Source organism: Myxococcus hansupus (assembly GCF_000280925.3).
Taxonomy (GTDB): domain Bacteria; phylum Myxococcota; class Myxococcia; order Myxococcales; family Myxococcaceae; genus Myxococcus; species Myxococcus hansupus.
Genome location: NZ_CP012109.1, coordinates 4218320 through 4239259 on the forward strand (window position 1 = coordinate 4218320; position 20940 = coordinate 4239259).

Here is a 20940-nt window from a genome sequence, read left to right on the forward strand (position 1 = left end):
GCAACCACAAGAATCCCAGCCACGAAGACGGCATATCCACCCGAGTCATCCCCAGTGGGCCCAGTCATGTTCGATCCCAATCCGTTCGAGTCTCCGAAGCTCCGAACCATTGACGTCATCCTCGAAGAGGGATGTGGCGCATGCGACCTGGAGAAGGCCGTCGCCGAACTCGTCGGTGCAGAGCCGTGGGACATTCGCCCGGTGCCGCTCGAACCCAGTGGCCGCGAGTTCGATCTCATCCCACAGGCCCCCGTTTCACCGGAGCGTGCCTGGGAGCTGACGTATGCGCTTCAGAAGCGTCCTTGCGTAAAGGATGCCGATCCGAACTTCGAGGCGATCTACGCGGAGGAGGATGTCGCCCTGAACGAAATGACTTCGAGCGTTCCGCCTTCCACCAAGATGCGACTGGAGACGCCTCGGAGCGGGGAGTTCACTGAAGACGATTGCGACTGGAGCGTGAGGTTCGTGAAGGCCCAAGACGCCTGGGACCTCCCCGACAGCATCGGACGACAGGGAGACGGCATCCGGATTGGCCACCCCGATAGCGGTTATCAGGCGCACGCCGAACTGGGACCGAACTTCAATCCAGCGCTGGGCTGGGACTTCGTCGACAATGACAGCACGACGGAGAACGCCGGTGGTGGCCACGGGCTGAGCACCGCCAGCGTCATCTCGAGCCCCCATGACTTCGCCACGGCATCCACGGGTGATGCCCCCCAACGCTTCGTGGCAGGCATCGCACCGAAGGCCGAGATCATCCCGCTGCGGGTCGCGAAGCCCACGGGATTCATTCCGGCGCCGGTGCTGTTCAACGTCGGAGTCGACCGGCTGCGAGATGCGATCTGGTTCGCCATCCACCGGCAAGTCCACGTCATCAGCATCAGCCTGGGATGGATTCCCAACGCCGGACTGCACCGCGCCATCCAGCACGCGGTGCGTGAGAACATCATCGTCATCGCCGCGGCCGGGAACTACACGGGCCCCATCGTCGTCTGGCCCGCGGCGTACGACGAAGTGGTGGCCATGGCCGCCTGCAACGCGCGCGCGACGCCCTGGACATACTCCGCGCGGGGCAGCGCGGTAGACGCCACCGGCCCGGGTGAGAACGTCTGGACCGCGCAGCCCGAGAACAAGGTCGCGAAAAGCAGCGGCACCTCGCACGCAACGGCCACCGTGGCGGGCATCGCCGCGCTCTGGCTCGCCCATCACGGCCGTGACAACCTGCTCGCGCGATACCAAGGAGGCCCGCCACTCGCCCAGGTGTTCCGCCACGTGCTGCGCGCGACCTGCGATAGCTGGCCCGCGAGCAAGGAGTCGTGGGGCGCCGGACTGGTCAATGCGAAGGCCTGCCTCCAGCATCGCCTCCCTGCCGTGAGCGAACTGGCGCCACTTGGCACGAAGGACTCCGGCAAGAAGGCCGCCGATGCCTTGACGGACACTTTCAGCGATCTACCGAAACCCGTCGTTCAGAATCGCCTGGCGATGACCTTGGGCGTCGACGAGCAGAAAGCGGCGCGAATCGATGCTGAGTACGGACGCGAGCTGAGGTTCTGGGCGCTCACCCAGCCAGCCTTTCGCCACGCGCTTCAAGACGAAGCGCCCCCGACGCTGCGGCTCAATGCGTCCAGGTCCATGGAGGAAGCCGCCCTTCCCCCCTTCTCTCCAAGCCTCAAGGCGGTACTTCGCTGAGCGTGACGCGCTCAGACCGGCGCCGTGGCCGGCGACAGCCAGAACCGCAGCAGGTCTTGCAGACCTGGAACGCACCCGGTGCGTTCCAGCAACACAGCCACGTGGTCCACGGCGCCTCGAAGCAAGGCGGGCTCCCCCATGCCAAAGACGGTTTGCCTTCCCAGACACCGATAGGCGCTTTTGAGGATCTCATCGAAGCGGGCCCCGTGTGCGCTGGCGTTCCGCAGGACACCCACCGCCTGCGCCTGCACACACACGAATGGGCGCACTGCATCCGGAAGATGTTCCCGCTGGGCATGCCGGCCTACCCCGTTCAGCGAGATCTTCTCGGTGTTCAATTCATTGCGCAGGTGTGGGTGCTGCTCCGCGACGTAGACCTCGAAGATGTTCTCAAGGAACTCCGCGACGCAAGCGAGCTTGGACTCGACCCGACCGATGAGCCCGTGCCGACACGCCCAGATATCGCCTTGCGCACGCGCCAGCAGGTGCTGGTATCTGCCCGAAAGCCTCGCGCCTTGGTCCTGAACCTCCTTCACCATTCCGCTTCGGTGAGCGTCCTCCCGGGCACGCACGTCCTCGGCGACGAAGAATTGAGCGGCCCGTTCGAGCGAAGGTCTCGCCTGGGGGCGATGCGCCGTCATTTCCGCCAGGAACGCCTTCAAACGAGGCGCGGAGACCGAAGGCGCCAAACACACCTTGAGCGTCTTCCCGAGCGAATAGAGGTCTGCACACGATGTCCAGGTCTGTCCCGCGACGACTTCCGGTGGCACGAAATCCGGTGAGCCCACGAACGTAGGCCCTCCCCGCTGCAACTCCGCCACGGCTCGCGCCAATCCAAAGTCGATGAGGACCGGTTTCCTGTCCTCCACGCGAATGAGGATGTTCTCGGGCTTGATGTCCCGGTGAACCACCTGGAGTTTTTCGAGCGTCTGAAGGACGGCCACCAGACGCGTGCCGACCGCAAGCGTGGCCAACTCGGAAAGCGACTCGGGCATCAGCGACTCGCCACGAATCCACTCGTAGACAACCACCCCGAGGTGAGAGTCCTGCGCGTCGATGCCCACCCGCAACATGTGCGGGAGCGCGCGAAGCACCTGGTGGTTCTCCTGCTGGGAGAGCCGTGAGAGCCGCTGCAACAGTCGCACTTCACCCTGGAAGCGCTGGTGGGCCTTTTCGCTGTCCAACTTCACGCAGCGAACCGCCACCTCGCGGCCACCTTCCGTCGCGGGATAGACGCGCGCCTGGCTCCCTTCGAACGTCCTTTCGCCAGCGGTCAGACCCTCGCTGGGACGCTCAATGCGAGGAAGCCCCAGCCGACTGAGGGCTTCGCGTTCACGAGGCTCGCTGAGCGGCTGGGGCCGGGCAGCACGCACCTGCAAGAAGCGCTCGAGCATGGGCAGTTGAACGGCGCCATCCTCACGAAGCACCTGCGCGTCGCGGAGCGTCTGGATGCACGCATCCACCCGCTCTGGGGAGATCTCGATGTCACCCGCCCACTGACGAAGCGAAGCAAGCGCGCGATCTCGGACGGCGGTATCGCCCGTGGAGAGTGCCTTTGCCCATGCCAAAGCCACGGGGTAGGTCTCGCTGGGTCTCCAATCGTTGAGGTTGTCGCTCTCATTGAGCACATCACGGACATACGTCCACACGTCCGCCGCGCCTTCCTGATAGTTCCTCACGATCTGCTCGGCGGCCCGGTTCACATCTTGCTCGATGAACCAGGCGCGCTTGGCGCCGTGGCAGATACTCAGTACGGCCTGAAGCAACCGGTTGAGAATAAACAGGTTGCCAGCGAGCGCGGCAAGGCTCGCCCGAGCCTCGGATGAACTCTGCAATCCCCCAGCGGCGAAGGAGCGCAGCAGGGGAAGCAGATCTTCCTCCTTGAGTGACGAGGCCTCGAAGGCCGCGGGGATGGCGGCAAGCAGGTTTGCGCCCATCAACTTGCGCATGTGAAGTTGGCCGACAAGCCCAAGCTTGATGGCCGCTCTCCCCTCACCTGCGATTCCCCAGGAGTGCTCAAGCCGGGCCTTCAGTCGCTCGCCCAGCAAATACGGGTGACCGCTTCGCGCGGCGGCCAGGGAGAAGAAGGCCTGAGCTTCATCCAGGACGATGTAGATGGCGCGGATGGGCCGCTTGCCGTCACCCTGCCTGGCCGCCTCTTCACGCACCTGCTGAAAGGCGTCCACGGTCGGAAGAATGCCGTCCTCCAGCTCCATCTTCACGGGCCGGTTGAAGCGCGTCGAAAGCTGCTCGGCCACTGCGTTCCAGAGGGAAGCAATGTCCGGGTACTCGGTGGCGACGATGAGCGGAAGAACCACGACATCCTGAAACGTCTGCGCCCGTTCCAACAGCCCCTTGAGCAGCGTGGTCTTCCCGTAGCGCCGGGGACCACAAATGTAGAAGGAGCGGTTTCCACCTTGGACCTCGCGCAGCAAGTCCTGGAAGCAACCCTCCACCCCCAACGGGCGCGACTCCATCACCTCAACGGGAATGTTGTCGTGAAAGGGCGACTCGAAGAACACCGGATCGAGCTGCAGCCCCTGCCAATTGAGTTCCTTGCCACTCGGGCCGAACGGCCAGATCAGCTCAGGCGAGGCGAGGTGGAATCTGACGGTGAGGTTCCTACGGCCGATGGAGAGCGGCTCGGCGCGCGCGCGCACGATAGGAATGACCACCTCCAGGTCGTGCGTCTCCGCCCCCTTCGGGATGAGGAACTCCTGCTGAGAGAGGTCCTCCAGCCATGCGGCCGGCGTATCACGCAGGTCGCCCGTCAGCTCCACCTTCAACCTGACCTCGAGCTGTGCGGGAGCGGGGCTTTCGAGCACCACACGCACCGGAAGACTCACCCGACCATAGGGCTCACCCAGCACGGGAGGCTGCCACAGCAGGTCCGATGCGTAGGTGGTCGCGGTCAACCCCACTTTGCGCGAGAGTGGGTGGCGCAGCTCCTTCACCTTGGCCATGCGCGCCGGAGTAGGCGCAGGCTCCACGGGGTGACTTGGAGAAAATGAAGCGAGCCTGCGCACCGCTTCAAGGCTCGCCAGCGCCGGAAGCAAACCCGCCAGAGGACTTCGCACCGCACCCTCTACGTCCGAAAGGATGGATTCTGAGTCGGTCGGAATCATCGCCAAGGCAGCCATCAACTCGGCTGCTGCATTCGAATGCAGCCGGGGCGAGAGCGCGTCGGCCCGTTGAAATAGCGCCTCTGCCTGCTCAATCCGGGCCCAGGTCTGAGGCATTCCGATTTGAGCGTGCATTGAGTGGCAAACCTCAGCACTCAGGCGGCTGCGAAGCACCTCGATCCGCGGAAGCCACTTCGCTTCCACCTCCGCAGCGCGAGCGCGCAGCTCCACGGCCCCCTGAAGCTGCTCCAACCATGAGCCCGTGACGCCATTGGGCATGGGAACCCCTTGGCTCAGGCGTCGAACTTCTTCCTGTTGGGTCTCCACCCACGCCACGCACTGCAACATCTCACCGCAGACATCGGGCTCAGCAACAAGGGCCATGAACATCCGCGCACGAGAACCGTGCGTCGGAGTCTGGAGTGCGCGAGGCCAGACCCAACTCGGCAGGCCCGCTTGCTCAATGCGCTCCAGCGACTGTGCCACCGCGACAAGCTCGCTCAGCTCCGAACGCGCATTGAACGCCTCTACGAGGTCCCCCGGAATCGCATCCGCATCCCTCAGCCCCATCACCTGAAGGATGCGTGCAACGTTCGCCTCACGGGTCCTGAGGAGCTCGGGCTCAACGTCGAACGCCACAAGCTTCTGGAGCGCCTGCAAAAGGGTCTTCACGGCACCGCTACGACCTTCTTGGCTCTTCGCGGAGAAGGGCTGCTCCATCCAGGAGGACTGGTTCTGGCACAGCACATCCCAGGCCTGGGCCACCTGCCCCCACGCTGGGCGGGCCGCGGCCCTAAGCGCCTCCAGGCGTTGTTCTTGGTACTTGGGAACGGGCAAGGCAATCTCCAGCCTCCTTGCCGAGGTCTCTACGACGGTGCCAACGACCGCGGGCAACACGACGACCTGCGGAGCCTGCCTGGGCACCGCCAGAGCGGCGCCCCCGCTGACGGATGGCACGATCGGAGCAGCGGGCAATTCCGCGAGTGCTGGCCGCGGATGCGGTTGTGCAGCAGGCGCTGAAGCCGCCCCCGCCTGCACAACAGGCCTGGCGTTGGGCGGGGACACCAACACCTTGTGAAGGACCTGATTGAGGAGCGCGATGGCGTTGCGGACCTTCTCGTCCGTACGAGCGCCGTGCGCCTGAGCCAATGACTTGAGCGAGCTGTCGCGCTCAGGCGACTCCTTCAATTCCCACAGGGACTGGCAGTCACCGAGCTTCAGACAAAGCGCTTCGTACGAGATTGGGCGATTCTGATCGAAGCCATCGAGGTGCTTCCTGGCCAGAGCACGCGCTGCGGACATTTCGCTTTCAATCGGTCGCACAGTCCAGATCCACGTCCCCCAGAGCGGTTACGCGCGTCATGCACGCCCTACCCAGAGAATTGTCATTCCAGCAGATTGGATTGACGTCCGGCTAGGACCTCTCCCGAGGAGAATGTCTTCCGAGGGCTTCTGGGAATGGCGTCTGGTCGCCAATACCTCGCAAGAGGTATGGCGCCGTGCACCCATGGTTGGCTTTGGGCGGTGAGCCAGCCGCCCAGGCACGAACCCTGTCTGGCTTCGACATGGGCACTCGCCAAGACCCGCGGGACCCTTCGCGGGGAGCACGGGAGGTCGAGCTGAGGTCACTGGGAGGGAGGCACTGGCGCGCACCCGGTGTCGAACGTCCACCGCAAGCAGCACGGCGCACCCCCTCTCAGCCCCTGCCCCGGCTGCCGTGCTGGCACCACCGGCGATCACGGCGAGCCACGCCAGCGGTCGACGGCCTTGGCCCCAAAAGGTGAAGGCCCTGGAATCCTCAGCTTTCGCTGAGAACTCCAGGGCCTTCGATGGTCGGGGCGACAGGATTTGAACCTGCGACCACTTGCACCCCAAGCAAGTGCGCTACCAGGCTGCGCTACGCCCCGGCACTGCTGCTGCCGTGAAAGGGTGCGCCCTTATGCCCCCACATGACGTTCAGGTCAAGCAAGAGAAGCGGGGCGCCTACCAAAAAACTCACCCTTCCATGTCCTCCATTCCCTCTTCGTCGAAGTCCTCGCCACGGGCCTCGGCCGCATCGGCGGCGGCCTCTTCCCGAGCGTCGATCTCCGCGTGATCCTCCGGCGGGGCCTCCCCGTTGAGGGCGCTCTTGAGGACCTGGCTCGGCCGGAAGGTCAGCACCCGGCGCGCCGAGATCTCGATCTCCTTGCCCGTCTGCGGATTGCGGCCCACGCGCGCCTTCTTCTGGCGCACCTGGAAGTTGCCGAACCCGGAGATCTTGATCTTGTCCCCGCGCTCAAGGGTCTCCTTGAGCGTGTCGAACACGAGCTCCACGATTTCGGCCGACTCCTTCTTCGAGAAGCCGACCTTCTCGTAGACACCCTCGATGATGTCCGCCTTCGTCATGCGAATCCTCGGGAAGCCCTCGGGGCTGAACGCGGGGCACTGTTGCAGCCTTCCCGAAGACGTGTCAACCCTCTGACTTCATTCAGGAATTCAGGCGCGCAAGGCTGCCCCCAGCCGCTGCTTCACCTCGTCCACGATGCGCTGGTGCGCCTCGTTGACCTCCACGTCGGTCAGCGTCCGCTCGGGCGAGCGATACCGCAGCGCATAGGCCAGGTTCTTCCGACCCTGGGGAATCTGCTCACCGGTGTACACGTCGAACACCTGAGCCTCCTCCACCAACGGTCGGCCGACCTCCAGGATCACCCGCCGCACCTCGTCGTTGGGCAGCTCCAGCGGCACCACCACCGCCAGGTCGCGCAGCACCGCCGGGAACCTCGGCAGGGAGCGGTACGCCGGCACCAGCTTCGCCGCCGCGTACAGCGCGTCCGTGTCCAGTTCGAACACGAACACCCCGTCCGGCAGGCCCAGCGCCTTCACCACCCGGGGATGCACCTCGCCCACATGGCCCAGCACCGTGCCGTCCGCCGCCTTCACCCGCGCCACGGCCTTCGGGTGGTACGCCGCCGGCCCCTCGGGCGAATACGTCACGCCGTCTACGCGGAGCGCACCCAGCAGCCCCTCCACCGCCGCCTTCGCGTCGTAGAAGTCCGCCCGCGCGTCCTTGTGCGTCCAGCTCCGGCCGCCACCGCGCAGGCCCCACACCAGACCGGCCACGCGAGGCACCTCGCGCGCCGCGGGCCGCTGCCCCTGCCCGCCCTCCGCGTCCTGGAAGTAGGCCCGACCCGTCTCATAGAGGGCCACCGCCTCCACCTGGTGCCGCACGCTGCGGGACAGGTTCTCCAGCAGCCCCGGAAGCAGGCTGGTGCGCATCACCGACTGCTCGACGCTCAGCGGGTTGAGCAGCGCCACCGGCTTCTCCGCGCCCCCCAGCACCTCCAGGCTGCGCGGCGCGACGAACGAGTAGTTCACCACCTCGTCGAATCCCGCCCCGGCCAGCGCCTGGCGCATGCGGCGCTCGGCTTCCGAGTGCGCGGGCTCCGGCGCCAGCGTGGCCAGACCGCGCGGCAGCGTCGCCGGGATGTTGTCGTAGCCATAGATGCGCGCGACCTCCTCCAGCAGGTCCTCCTCACGCTCCACGTCCACGCGGGCCCGAGGCACCTCGTACGTCGCCTGCCCCGTCCCCTCCTCCACCTGCTTGAAGCCCAGGGCCTCCAGGATGCGGCGGACCTCCTTCTCCGCCACGGCCACGCCCAGCACCTGCTCGACTCGGGCGAAGCGCAGCGTCACCTTCCGAGGCGGCTTCGGCGCCGGGTACACGTCCACGCGGCCCGGGGCCACCGTGCCCCCCGCCAGCTCCGCGATGAGCTGCGCGGCCCGGTCAATCGCCGGCACCACCGCGTCCAGGTCCGCGCCGCGCTCGAAGCGGTGCGACGCCTCCGTGTGCAGCCCGTGCCGCTTCGACGAACGCCGCACCGAGGAGCCCTGGAAGTTCGCGGACTCGAGCACCAGCCGCTTCGTGCCCTCCGTCACCTCGCTGTCGCCGCCGCCCATGACCCCAGCGATGGCCTGCGCCCGGTCCTTGTCCGCGATGACCAGGTCATCCACGTCCAGCACGCGGTCCTTGCCGTCCAGCGTCTTGAGCTTCTCGCCGCGCGTCGCCGGGCGGACGACAATCTCCTGCCCGGCCAGCTTCTCCAGGTCGAAGGCGTGCAGCGGCTGCCCGTACTCCAGATTCACGTAGTTGGTGACGTCCACCACGTTGTTGATGGCGCGCACCCCGGCCGCCTTCAGCCGGTCCTGCATCCACTGCGGAGACGGGCCAATCGTCACATTCTCCACCACGCGCGCCACGTAGCGCGGGCAGCGGTCCGGGGCGTCCACGCTCACCTTCACCTGCTCGGCCGCGGGCGTGCCCGACTCGGGCGGCTGGGGCTGGGGCACCTTCAGCGCGGAGCCCGTCACCACGCTCACCTCGCGCGCCACGCCCAGGTGGCTCAGCGCGTCCGGCCGGTTCGGCGTGACGTTGACCTCCAGCACCACGTCATCCAGCCCCACGGCCTCCGCGATGGGCAGGCCCACGCGCGTGTCCGCCGGGAGGATGAGCAGGCCGCTGGACTCCTCGCTCAGGCCCAGCTCCTTGGACGAGCAGAGCATGCCGAAGCTGTCCACGCCGCGCAGCGCCGCCTGCTTGATGTCCATCCCGTTGGGCAGCTTCGCCCCCACGGTGGCCAGCGGCACCTTGTCGCCCACCTTGAAGTTCTTCGCGCCGCACACCACCTGGAGCAGCGCCGTCCCGCCGATGTCCACCTGCGTGACGGACAGCTTGTCCGCGTTGGGGTGCTGCACGGACTCCTTGATTTGCGCCACCACCACGCCGCGCAGGCCTTCCGCGGGGCGCTCCATGCCTTCAATCTCAAGGCCCGCGGCGGTCAGCTTGCGCGCCAGCTCGTCCACGGACGGCGGCAGCGCCACGTAATCGCCCAGCCACTTCACCGAAATCTTCACAGGTCCACCCTCTTCTTCTTCCGGCTGGAACACGGGGGCCGCCCTCAAGGGGCCCCCTGGAATCTCAGAACTGCTCGAGGAAGCGCGCGTCGTTCTCGAACATCATCCGCAGGTCGTCGATGCGGTAGCGCAGCATCGCGATGCGCTCCACGCCCATGCCGAACGCGTAGCCCGTCACCTCGTTCGGGTCATACCCGGCGGACGTGAAGACGTTGGGGTGCACCATGCCGCTGCCCAGCACCTCCAACCACCCCGTCTGCTTGCAGATGCGGCAACCCTTCCCGCTGCAGTTGGTGCAGGTGATGTCCACCTCGGCGGAGGGCTCCGTGAAGGGGAAGAAGGACGGGCGGAAGCGCGTGCGCGTGTCCGAGCCGAAGAACGCCGTCACGAACGCCGCCAGCGAGCCCTTCAGCTCGGCGAACGTCACGCCCTTGTCCACCAGCAGGCCTTCCACCTGGTGGAACATCGGCGTGTGCGTCAGGTCCGAGTCGCGCCGGTACACCCGGCCCGGCATCACCGCGCGGATGGGCGGCTTGCGGTTGAGCATGTACCGCACCTGCACCGGGGACGTGTGCGTGCGCAGCAGCGCGGAGCTGTCCGCCTTCTTCGCGTGGCCCAGGGTGGCCTCGTCCACGTAGAAGGTGTCCTGCATGTCCCGCGCGGGGTGGTCCTTCGGCAGGTTCAGCGCCTCGAAGTTGAAGTAGTCCAGCTCGATTTCCGGGCCGCTGGCCACGTCGAAGCCGAGCCGCGAGAAGGTCCGGACAATCTCCTCCATCGTCCGCGACACGGGGTGCCGGCTGCCCAGCGCCACGCCGCGTCCTGGCAGCGTCACGTCCAGGCCCGGGCCCTGAAGCTGGGCCTCCAGCGCGGCCGCCTCGGCGCGCTCCACGGCCTCGGCGAGCAGCTTCTCCAGCTCCGCCTTGACGCTGTTGGCCACCTCGCCCAGCGAGCGCCGCTCATCCGGGGGCAGCTTGCCCATGCCGCCCAGCACGCCGGACAGCTCGCCCTTCTTGCCCAGGTAGCGGACCCGCAGTGCTTCCACCGCGGACAGCTCCGACGCGCCGCCAATCTCCCGCCTCGCGGACTCCGCGAGCGCCAGCAACCGATCCCGCATGGACTTCCGCCTCCGTTCCAGTTCCCCGCGCGCCCTTGGCGCCGAGGCAAAAAAAAGGGCCGCCCCAGAGAGGCAGCCCGTTCAAACATCCGGACAGGGTGGCCAGCGTCAGCCCACCACCCCACCCGTTCTGTCTCCAGCCTTGGGGGCTGGATGTGTCTCAGGCCGCCTTCGCGATGTTGGCGACGGCCGTAAAGCCCGAGGGATCCGCGATGGCCATGTCGGACAGAACCTTGCGGTCCAGGCCGATCTTCGCCTTCGCGAGGCCCGCGATCAGCTTCGAGTAGGACAGGCCGACCGTGCGGGCCGCCGCGTTGATGCGGACGATCCACAGGCGACGGAAGTCCCGCTTGCGCTGCATGCGGTCGCGGCTGGCGTAGTCCAGCGCCCGCTCAACCGCCTGGTTGGCGCGCTTGTAGCAGTTCTTCCGACGGCCGCGGAAACCCTTGGCCAGCTTCAAAATCCGATTACGACGACGACGGGCCTTGACGCCCTTCTTAACGCGCATGACTGCCTCACTTCGGACTGCGTAGTTTGGAAGCCCCTCGGCGCAGGCTTACCGCCGCTCCAACGAGGCCACGTAATCCCTGATTCCCAGACGGCGAAATCAGCCCCCGTAGGGGAACATCTCCTTGATGACCTTCTTCGCGTCCATGTCGCGAAGATGGCCGGTGCCGCGGCCGCTGCGCTTGGACTTCGGCGTCTTCGAGAACGTGAAGAGGTGCTTCGCGAAGGCCTTGCCGTACTTGACCTTGCCGCTCTTCTTCACTTCAAAGCGCTTCTTCGCGCTGCTGCGGGTCTTCAACTTCGGCATCGTCCTGATCCTTCCATGCACCGTGCCGTGGGACTCTCTCGGTCGGTGCGAGAACTCTCGGATATTGGGGAACTTGGGCAGGCTCCCCTCGAAAGTGCGCCAAGATACTTAGGTGCAACAGGGAGTCAAGGCCCGTCAGCAAGCGACCTGCCAGCCGGGCCTCCCGATCACGGCAGGGCCGCTTCCTTCGCCAGCAGGGCCTCGAAGTCCGTCAACTTCATCGTCTTCAGGTCCTCGCCGCCGTACCGGCGCGGTGACACGCCCTCCCCGGACACCTCGTTGTCGCCCACCACCAGGGTGAACGGCACCTTCTGGAGCTGCGCCTCGCGGATCTTCGCGTTCATGGACAGGCCGCGCTCGTCGAACTCCACCCGGTAGCCCTTCGCCTTCAGGTCGTCCCGCACCTTCCGCGCGTAGTCGTTCTGCCGGTCCGCCACCGTCACCAGCACCGCCTGGATGGGCGCCAGCCAGGCCGGGAAGGCGCCGGCGAAGTGCTCGATCAGGATGGCCGTGAAGCGCTCGAAGGAGCCGAAGATGGCGCGGTGGAGCACGACGGGCCGGTGCGGGGCGTTGTCCTCGCCCACGTACGTCAGGTCGAAGCGCTCCGGGGCCAGGTAGTCCAACTGCATGGTGCCCAACTGCCACCGGCGGCCGATGCTGTCCGACACCGCGAAGTCGATCTTCGGGCCGTAGAAGGCGCCGTCGCCCGGGGCCAGCTCGTAGTCGAGGCCCAGCGACTCGAGCGCCGCCTTCAGACCGCCCTCGGCGCGATCCCACAGGGAGTCATCCCCCAGGCGCTGCTCGGGCCGGGTGGACAGCTTCACCGCGTAGGTGAGCCCCACCGCCTTGTAGACGTGGTCCAGCAGCTTCACGAAGCGGCGGACCTCGTCGGTGATCTGCGCTTCGGTGCAGTAGATGTGCGCGTCGTCCTGCGCGAACTGGCGCACGCGCGTGAGGCCGCCCAGGGAGCCCGCCGCCTCGTTGCGGTGCAGCACGTCCTGCGTGTGGTAGCGCAGCGGCAGGTCGCGGTAGCTGTGCTTCTTGAAGCCGTAGAACAGGTGGTGCGACGGGCAGTTCATCGGCTTGAGCGAGTAGTCATGCTCCCCCGACTCGCTGTCGAGCACGAGGAACATGTTCTCCTTGTACTTGCCCCAGTGACCGCTGGTCTCCCACAGCCCCTTGTTGAACATCAGGGGCGTCTTGATCTCCACGTAGCCGTCGTTCTGCGTCAGTTGACGCATCCAGTTCGACAGCGTGGTGTAGAGCGTGGTGCCCTTCGGGGTCCAGAAGGCGGAGCCCGGCGAGTACGGGTGGAAGTGGAAGAGGTCCAGCTCCTTGCCCAGCTTGCGGTGGTCGCGCTTCTTCGACTCCTCGATGCGGTTCAGGTACTCCGCGAGCTGCTTCTTGTCGAAGAAGGCCGTCCCGTAGACGCGCTGGAGCATCGGGTTGCGGTGGTCACCGCGCCAGTACGCGCCGCTGGAGGACAGGATCTTGATGATGCCGATCTTCCCCGTGCTGGGCGCGTGGGGCCCCAGGCAGAAGTCCACCCAGTCACCGTGGGTGTAGAGCGTCAGCGTCTCCGCACCCTTGGCGGCGATGTCCTTGACGATCTCGACCTTGAACTTCTCGCCCTTCTCCTCGAACAGGCGCACGGCCTCGTCCATGGAGATCTCGGTGCGGACGAAGGGCTGGTCGCGCTTCAGCTCGGCGTTCGCCTCGACCTCGATCTTCTCCAGGTCCTCGGGCGTGAAGGGCTTCTCGCGGAAGAAGTCGTAATAGAAGCCCTCTTCCGTCGAGGGACCGATGGTCACCTGCGTGCCCGGGAAGAGCTTCTGCACCGCGCTGGCCACCACGTGGGCGGCGTCGTGGCGGATGAGCTCCAGGGACTCGGGGCTCTTGGGCGTGAAGATCTGAAGCTTCGCGTCCGCGTCCAGCTTGCGGGCCAGATCCATGTCCTGGCCATTCACGCGCGCGAACAGGGCCGCCTTGGCCAGACCGGGACCGATGCTCTCTCGCACGAAGTCCGCGATGGTGGTGCCCTTGGACGTCTGCTTCTGCGAGCCGTCGGGGAGCGTCACCGTGATGAAGTCGGACATACGAACCTCGGAAAAACAGCGGGCGGCAGGCTCTTTAGAAGCCATGCCGCCCGCTGAAAGTCACTCTCTGATGATGGGTCGTAGTGGGATCGAACCACTGACCCCTACCGTGTCAAGGTAGTGCTCTACCGCTGAGCTAACGACCCTTGGCGTTGCAGCCGCTTTGGTGGCGCGGGGAATACCAGCGGGCTCCCCAAGCTGTCAAGGAAACATGGAAGCCCACTTCAACTCTTCCCGCGCGGCTTCGGATCCGCCGTTTCCAGCAGCGCGTGGACCCGGGCCATGACGGCATCGAACATGTCCGGGGTGAGCCGCCCCGTCTGCGTGTTCTGTTGGCTGACGTGGTAGCAGCCCAGCAGCGTCCTGCCGCCCGGCAGGCCCAGCTCCGCCCCATGCCCGAAGGCGGGCCGAGGTGACGGCACCACCATCCCCTGCCGCGCCAGCGTTACGAGCGCCGCGTTCCAGCCAATGGCTCCCAGCGCCAGCAGCACCCGGCCCGGCAGCAGCGCCAGCTCCCGGTCCAGGAACGGCGCACAGCGGGCCAGCTCCTCCGGGAGGGGCTTGTTGTCGGGCGGAGCACAGCGCGCCGCGGAGACGATGAAGGCGTCCTTCAGCCGGAGCCCGTCGTCCCGGTGCTCGCTGAGCGCCTGGTTCGCGAAGCCCGCGCGGTGCAACCCGGCATAGAGGAAGTCCCCCGAGCGATCTCCGGTGAACATCCGCCCTGTCCGATTCGCCCCATGGGCCGCCGGCGCCAGGCCCACGATGATGAGCCGGGCCTTCGGATCCCCAAAGCCGGGGACGGGCCGGCCCCAGTAGTCCCAGTCGCGGTAGGCGCGGCGCTTCACACGCGCCACCTCCTCCCGCCACGCCACCAGCCGCGGGCAGGCCCGGCAGCCGGTGATCTCCTCGTGCAGCGACTCCAGCTTCGTCACGGCGACCGGGGCTCCCCCGTATAGAGCGCCGTCCGGCGGTACCGCTGCACCACCACGCTCAGCACCACCTTGAGGATGGCCGCCACCGGCACCGCGAGCAGGATGCCCACGAAGCCGAACAGCTCACCGAACGCCAGGATGGCCAGGATGATCGCCACCGGCGCCAGGCCCACCTTCTCACCGACGATGCGCGGGGTGATGACGAAGCCCTCCAGCATCTGCCCGATGACGAAGGTCGCCGCCACCGCCGCGAGCTGCCACGGCCCCTGCCAGGACAACATCAGCCCCACCAGCGACAGGATGATGCCCACGCCTGTGCCCAGGTACGGCACCATGTTGCCGAACCCGGCGATCACGCCGATGACGATGGCCATGTCGATGCGCGCCGCGGACAACCCCACCGCGTAGATGCCCGACAGCACCGCGCCCACGATGAGCTGGCCGCGCACGAAGGCGGAGAGCACCTCGTCCACCTCCGCGAAGCGCCGGCTCACCAACCCCACCGCGCGGCGAGGCAGCAGGTCCTTCACCATGCGCGTCAGCCGCGGGTAGTCCTGGAGGAAGAAGAAGGCCAGCACCGGCACCACCGACAGGCCCAGCAGCGTCACCACGAGGCGCGCCGTGTTGCCCGCGAAGCTCGCGAGGATTCGCGCCGCGGCGGGACCCGCGCTCTGGACCAGGTCCGACGCCTGCTTGCCCAGCTCGGCCGTGCGCTGGCGCACCAGGTCCGGCAGCGAGTGCCCGACCAACGCCTCCACCTTCGGCACCACCTGCGTGCTCGCGCGGTTGAAGAAGTCCGGCAGCTTCGACGCCTCCTCCCGGAACACCGGGATGAGGTACAGCACCGAGCCCACGAGCAGCAGCGTCCCCGCCGCGAAGACGAGCGTCGTCCCCCACGTGCGATCCAACCGCCGCTTCTCCAGCTCCGTCACGATGGGATTGAAGATGTAGGCGCCCGCGAGCGCGAGCAGCACCGGCACCGCCACCCCTCCGAACACGGAGAGCAGCGCGAACACGAGCCCCAGCGAGCCCACCATCACCGCCGACCACCACAGGTCGATGCGCCGAGCGTCGGCTTCCGGCAACTCGCCCGCCTCCACCGCCACGATGTCCGAGCGGACCACGTCCTCGCCAGGCCGTGCTTGCGCGTGCGCCACGGCGACCTCGGGCGCCGCGACGGAATGGAGCACGTTCGCGGGCCGCGTCGGCGGCGGCACGGGGGCGGACTTCTTCACGGCGGCGGGCGATTGACCTTTCCTGCGGCGTCCGATGGCGGTCTCCTCTTCAGTTCAGCGCCTACTACGGCGTCGTCGTCACCTGATTGCACATCGCGAAAGCTCCGGAATCATCGCCGGACGGCTTCGGATTGGAAGAGCGGGCTTCTTCGCCCGCTCGCCTGCCGGGCGCCACGGGTGCTCAATCGGAGGTTCCGGTCGAGCTTCCCGTCGCACGGAGTCGAATCGTCAGCCGCGCGCGGGCACCACGGGCCTCGTAGTACGTCGTATACGGCCAGTACCCCTGCTTCTTCACTTCGATCTGATGCAGGCCGAGCCCGACGCCGAGGCCCTTGGGCGCTCCCGTGAAGTCACTGCACAGGCCCTGCCAGACGCCGTCCAGATACACCTCTGCGTCCGTGGGCTCGCACAGCAGGGCCAGGTTGCCGCTCGGGTTCTCGGCCTCCGCCATCAGCTCGCGGGCCTTGATCAGGGACTCCGGCTCCTGGCGCTTCGCACACGCCGCCGCGCCGCACAGCACCACCGTCAACAAGACCTTCCGCATCACCCCGCCCGGAACCTCGAAGCCATGAAGATATTCGCTCGCAAGGCTACTGCGTGACGATGACGACGCGGCCCTCGGCCAGGAAACGCGTGTTCGCCTCGACGAGCGCCTTCGCGTCCTCCGAGGCCAGCACCAGATCAGAACCTTGCGAGCCGGTGGCCTTCACCACCAGGGGCTTGTCGCCCACCAGGGCCGCCTTCTTCGCCGCGTCCAGGCTCTGGAACCAGGCCGCCACGCCCGTCGCGCCACGGCGCTCCTGGGAGAGCGCGGCCTCGCCATAGAGCGCCTTGCCACTTCCATCCAGCAGGCGTGGTGACAACACCGGCTGGACGCCCAGACCGCGCGCGTCCACCACCAGCCCCGTGTACTTCTTCGCGCCCGCCCCGTTGATGGCGATGACGGCGTCCGGCCCCGCGGCGGAGAAGAGCGACGCACTGAGGGCCGCCAGTGGCAGCTCCACGTCAATCTCCACGCCACTGTCCGAGAAGAAACGCCTGGCGACGACCTTGTAGCCACCGATGGCGCCCTCGACGCGCTTGCGCACATCGTCCTGGGCCAGCGCATCCCCCACGGTGCGGTCCGCGCGGATGTGGAGGCGGCGCGCCTGTTCGAGGAGGTTCTGGGTGGCGACCAACCTGGCGGTCCGCTCGGCGCCCAGGCGGGCCTGCCCGGGGTTCGAGGCCTTCAGGTCCGGGGCGCCTGCGCCCGTGGCCCGCAGGACCTGCCCTTCCCAGTTCACTCCCGGTGCCCCCGGAGCCGTCTTCACGGCGGCGGCGGTGGGCTTCGGGGCCTTCGCTTCCTTGCCCTGCCCGAGCGCGGTCAGCGGCACGGCCAGCAACATCCCCCACAGCGAGTGCCTCACGGGAAATCCTCCAGCCCTCACCCGACGTCACACGTCGTCTCAGGGTCGAATGGCGCCCCATTCAACGGGCCTGCTTCTGGGGAAGTCAAGGCAGGCACCGCGGGCACAACGCCGGTGCGTCCTTCAGTTCTCGTTACCGTGGCGGTCGACGTAGGCGTCGATCATCTTGCGGTGACGGTCGGTGAGCAGCGTGAAGCGGACACCCGAGCGATCACGCTTGGCCGTGCCCAGCTCCGCCCACTCGCGCACCACTTCACCCTCGGCGTAGATGATCTCCTCCGAGCCCGGGAGCTGGAACTGAAGGCCGATGCGCTTCGCCTCGTGCTGAGGCTCGAGCAGCCGGGCGAGGCTCAGCCCTTCCTGGCTGATGTCCGCGGCCCGCGACATGTACGGCACGCCACCCATGTACTTGTTCAGGTAGATGTCGAGGGGCGCCCGCTTGTTCTTCCGCTTGTCGCTCATGGCTTCTTCGCCTCCGGTCAGGTGGTGCAACAGGTTGCTCCGGGGGTGAAGCAACCTGGATGCAGGGTAGAGGCGAGCGCCGAACTCGCAAGAAAACGGTCGCCTCACGAAGGCCTCGCGGGCTCGCTGTGCTTCCTCGCTGAATTCTTCGCGCCGGCTTGTGTCCACAGCGCGAGCGACGGCGCTCTATAGTGCGCCCGTCTTCATGAAAGGTGGATGCATGCGATCGATGTGGACGGCGGCCCTGGTGTTCGCGCTCGGCGCGACGGGGGCCCAGGCGCAGGATTCGAAATCGGCGAAGAAGCCCGCGGCCAAGGCGGCACCGGCCACCGAGCCAGCGCCCGCGCCACTCTCCGCCGAGGACGAGCAAACCATCTACACCCTCGGCATCTCGCTCGGCCGTGACTTGTCCCTCTTCGCCCTCTCGCCCGAGGAGCTGAGCGTGCTCCAGCGAGGTCTGACGGACGGCCTCGCGGGCAAGACGTCGGACGTGGACCCCAAGGAGCAGGGCCAGCGCATCCAGGCCTTCGCCAAGGGACGACAGGCCCTCGCTGGCAAGGCCACGTTGGACCGCGCGGCGAAGGAGCCCGGCGCGGAGGTGCTTCCCTCCGGCGTCGTCTACAAGCAGGTCCAGGCGGGCACGGGCCGCAGCCCGCGCGCCATCGACACCGTGAAGGTCCACTACGAGGGCCGGCTGGTGGATGGCACCGTCTTCGACACCTCCGCCAAGCGCGGCATCCCCGTGGAGTTCCCGCTCAACGGCGTTATCCCCTGCTGGACGCAGGGCGTGGGGAAGATGAAGGTGGGCGGCAAGGCGAAGCTCACCTGCCCCGGCAACACGGCCTACGGCGAGCGCCCGCCCTCCGGCTCCCGCATCCCGCCCAACGCCGTGCTCGTCTTCGATGTCGAGCTCATCGACATCCCGGGCGACACGTCGCGGCAGCCGTAGTCCTGTTCAACGCGTGAGCGCGTTCTCGGCGGCGCGGAGCAGTGGCTCCGCGCTCACCGGGGCCCCCGTCGCGTGGACCATCCACTGGTCCGGCGTCACCGAGCCGTAGGTGGCCATCCGTTCGAACTCCGCGCCCAGCGAGCCCTTGCGCTTCAGGTGCTCTTCAATCTGGAACGCGATGAGGTGGCCCAGCGGATAGTCGGGCAGGTAGAGCGGGTAGCTGATCATGTGGCTGTAGACGGCCAGCAGCGAGCTCCCCTCCCCGCCCAGCACCGGCGCGAAGTATCGATTCCACACGCTCCGGGAGATGCCCACCACCGCCTCGCGAAGCTGCGCGGGCGTGGCGTCCGGATGCGCGTACATCCAGTGCCACACCTCCATGTCCACCAGCGCGATGCCAGAGCGCTCCCACGTCTGCCACAGCTCGCCGAGCACCCGCTCCCGCTCGCTCGCCGCGTCGGGCTTGCCCAGGCCGAGCAGCTCCAGGTCCCGCGACTGGAACACGAAGGCCAGCGCCTCCGTGAAGGCGTTGTTGGGCACGCCCGTGAGCAGGGTGTGGTCCACGCCGTAGAGGCTGAACACCTGCTCCACGTTGTGCCCCAGCTCGTGCACCGCGATGTTGTAGCCCTTGTAGTCCATGCCCCCTTCTCCACGCGCGTGCGCAGCCGGGGGAAGTCACCGCGTCGCAGCGCGGGCATCGCATGTCCCGCGCCCCGTGAGGCGTCCACGCGGATGCGCTCCGCCAGCCACGTGGCCTTCGCCTTCGTGAAGCCCATCCCCTGGAGGATGCGCGGCAGGTCCTTCGCGAAGGCCTCCGCCGTGGGGTAGCGCTTGCGCGTCAACGCATCCAGCTCCGCTTCCGGACGCTTGCCTCCGGGATTGAAGCCCGGATACCAGAGGTCCTGCGGCTCCAGCTCGCGGCCCAGGCGCGTCTTGATCTCCTTCGCCACGCGCGGCACCAGCGGCGACTCCAACACCTGCGTCAGCAGCGCCCGCACGCGCGCTTCGGGCAACTCGCGCGTCAGCTCGAAGCTGCGGGCGATGCGCGTGGGCGCCACCGGCACATAGGGGTCCGCCGCGCGCGCGGCCTGGAAGGTGGCCAACAGGTGCGCATACCGCGTGTCCGGCTCTGGCGCCGCGTCCGGCTTCTCCGTGCGCGCGGGGGCATCCGCTTCCACCGTCTCCGCGGGCGCCACCGTGACGGCGTTGGTGAACGGGTCCCAATCCAGCCGGGGATTGTCGATGACGGCGGCGGGAATCAACTGCGTGATGATGCGCTCCATCACCTGGACGATCATCCGCTGCTTCAGCGCGCCCGTGGCCGTGTCGCCGTAGTCACCCTTCAGCTCGTCCCGCAGGTTCCAGTGGCTGATGAGACGCAGCCCCTTCGGGAAGGGCCGGCGTCCCTGCGCGTCCACCAGGTGGTGCATCCAGATGTTGTACTCGGCGATGTAGAGGTTGGCCGCGGCGATGGCGCGCGAGGACGCCTGCTCGATGGCCGCGGGCACGCGCCGATTGAAGCGCCCCGCCAGCCGAGCCTCCGCCCACTGACGGCGAGTCCACGTGGGCCCCTGCTCCACGCGCTCCGCCAGCGTGGTGAGCGGAAAATTGAGCAGCACCACGAAGCCCACGCGCGCGCGGAACAGGTCCTCCGTGACACTCGCCGCGGGGTCATACGCCGCGAGCAACGGCTCCACCGGCAGCAGCGGACCCAGGTCCAGGTCCGTGTACCAACTGAGCTCCCGGCTGATCTCGTACAGGTGCCCGTCGAGCTGCTCGAACAGGCGCTCCAGCCGCTGGAAGGTCGCGTCGAGCGCCTGGGGCTCCGACAAGAACTGTTCACGTGTGAACTGGGCGAGGTCCCCGTCCTCCGGTCGCCACATCGCCGCCACCTGGTCCACCCCTCGCTCGATGCGGGCCCGCTGCGCCTCGCCATGGCGAGCCACGAGCTCGGCCTTCAGGGCGGCGGCGTCGAACGCGGGCGTCATGGCGGACTCCTGGGGTCCCGGCGAAGCGGGAGCCGCGGCTTCTGGGGACTCGGACTGACGCGTGCTCGCTGGCACGGCCGGCGTGGTGGAGCACCCGAGCGCGGCGAGAACAGGCAGCCAGCAGGCGCGGCGGAGACGGAACTTCGTCGACGAAAACACGGTGGGCACTCCAGAAAGCACGAAGGGCCCGACCCCGTGGGGCCGGACCCTCATGATGCAACAGAAGCAGTTCGAACGACGCTC

At 67.4% G+C, this 20940-nt stretch carries 14 protein-coding genes, 2 tRNA genes and 1 pseudogene; 2 read left to right on the forward strand and 15 right to left on the reverse strand.

Features of this window, described 5'->3' with window-relative positions; genetic code table 11:
* Positions 1-66: 66 nt before the first annotated feature.
* Positions 67-1689 carry a S8 family peptidase gene (locus tag A176_RS15935; protein WP_002639671.1) on the forward strand — a complete coding sequence of 541 codons (1623 nt, stop codon included), beginning with the start codon at positions 67-69 and terminating at the stop codon, positions 1687-1689.
* An 11-nt stretch (positions 1690-1700) separates the two neighbouring features.
* Here A176_RS15935 and A176_RS15940 read toward each other — a convergent pair whose 3' ends face one another.
* The 14 genes from A176_RS15940 to A176_RS16005 form a co-directional block, all read right to left on the reverse strand.
* The gene (locus A176_RS15940; protein WP_002639670.1) at positions 1701-6113 is read right to left on the reverse strand and encodes a protein kinase domain-containing protein; all 4413 of its coding nucleotides are present in this window, start codon (positions 6111-6113) and stop codon (positions 1701-1703) included.
* 528 nt (positions 6114-6641) lie between these two features.
* Positions 6642-6718, reverse strand: a tRNA-Pro gene (locus A176_RS15945).
* 88 nt (positions 6719-6806) lie between these two features.
* Positions 6807-7196 carry an integration host factor subunit alpha gene (locus A176_RS15950; RefSeq protein WP_002639669.1) on the reverse strand — a complete coding sequence of 130 codons (390 nt, stop codon included), beginning with the start codon at positions 7194-7196 and terminating at the stop codon, positions 6807-6809.
* 90 nt (positions 7197-7286) lie between these two features.
* On the reverse strand, positions 7287-9701 hold the full coding sequence (gene pheT / locus A176_RS15955; RefSeq protein ID WP_044890476.1) for a phenylalanine--tRNA ligase subunit beta: 2415 nt from the start codon (positions 9699-9701) through the stop codon (positions 7287-7289).
* A 64-nt stretch (positions 9702-9765) separates the two neighbouring features.
* A complete protein-coding gene (gene pheS / locus A176_RS15960; protein ID WP_002639667.1) occupies positions 9766-10815 on the reverse strand; it encodes a phenylalanine--tRNA ligase subunit alpha in 1050 nt (349 codons plus the stop codon).
* A 160-nt stretch (positions 10816-10975) separates the two neighbouring features.
* Entirely contained in the window at positions 10976-11323 is a 348-nt protein-coding gene (gene rplT / locus A176_RS15965) for a 50S ribosomal protein L20 (protein WP_002639666.1), read from the reverse strand.
* Between the two features lie 99 nt (positions 11324-11422).
* Positions 11423-11629, reverse strand: a complete 207-nt coding sequence (rpmI, locus tag A176_RS15970; protein ID WP_002639665.1) for a 50S ribosomal protein L35 — start codon at positions 11627-11629, stop codon at positions 11423-11425.
* A gap of 167 nt (positions 11630-11796) precedes the next feature.
* Positions 11797-13725: a threonine--tRNA ligase gene (gene thrS / locus A176_RS15975; RefSeq protein ID WP_002639664.1), complete on the reverse strand. Its 1929-nt coding sequence runs from the start codon at positions 13723-13725 to the stop codon at positions 11797-11799.
* 74 nt (positions 13726-13799) lie between these two features.
* Positions 13800-13871: transfer RNA gene (locus A176_RS15980), tRNA-Val, on the reverse strand.
* Positions 13872-13949: 78 nt separating this feature from the next.
* On the reverse strand, positions 13950-14657 hold the full coding sequence (locus tag A176_RS15985) for a uracil-DNA glycosylase (RefSeq protein WP_002639663.1): 708 nt from the start codon (positions 14655-14657) through the stop codon (positions 13950-13952).
* Positions 14654-15892 (reverse strand): AI-2E family transporter, encoded by a 1239-nt coding sequence (locus tag A176_RS15990; protein WP_002639662.1) that lies wholly within the window; start codon positions 15890-15892, stop codon positions 14654-14656. Before A176_RS15990 ends, A176_RS15985 begins: the two co-directional genes overlap by 4 nt.
* Positions 15893-16073: 181 nt before the next feature.
* Positions 16074-16436, reverse strand: coding sequence for a PEGA domain-containing protein (locus A176_RS15995; protein WP_044890417.1), 363 nt, complete (start codon positions 16434-16436; stop codon positions 16074-16076).
* Positions 16437-16482: 46 nt separating this feature from the next.
* Positions 16483-17298: a hypothetical protein gene (locus A176_RS16000; protein ID WP_002639660.1), complete on the reverse strand. Its 816-nt coding sequence runs from the start codon at positions 17296-17298 to the stop codon at positions 16483-16485.
* A gap of 123 nt (positions 17299-17421) precedes the next feature.
* Positions 17422-17760, reverse strand: a complete 339-nt coding sequence (locus A176_RS16005) for a PilZ domain-containing protein (protein ID WP_193409846.1) — start codon at positions 17758-17760, stop codon at positions 17422-17424.
* A 229-nt stretch (positions 17761-17989) separates the two neighbouring features.
* Between A176_RS16005 and A176_RS16010 the strand changes: the two genes are divergently transcribed.
* Positions 17990-18709 (forward strand): FKBP-type peptidyl-prolyl cis-trans isomerase, encoded by a 720-nt coding sequence (locus A176_RS16010; protein WP_002639658.1) that lies wholly within the window; start codon positions 17990-17992, stop codon positions 18707-18709.
* Positions 18710-18715: 6 nt separating this feature from the next.
* Here the strand turns inward: A176_RS16010 and A176_RS16015 are convergent.
* Positions 18716-20910 (reverse strand): annotated as a pseudogene (locus A176_RS16015) (hypothetical protein).
* Positions 20911-20940 lie beyond the last annotated feature (30 nt).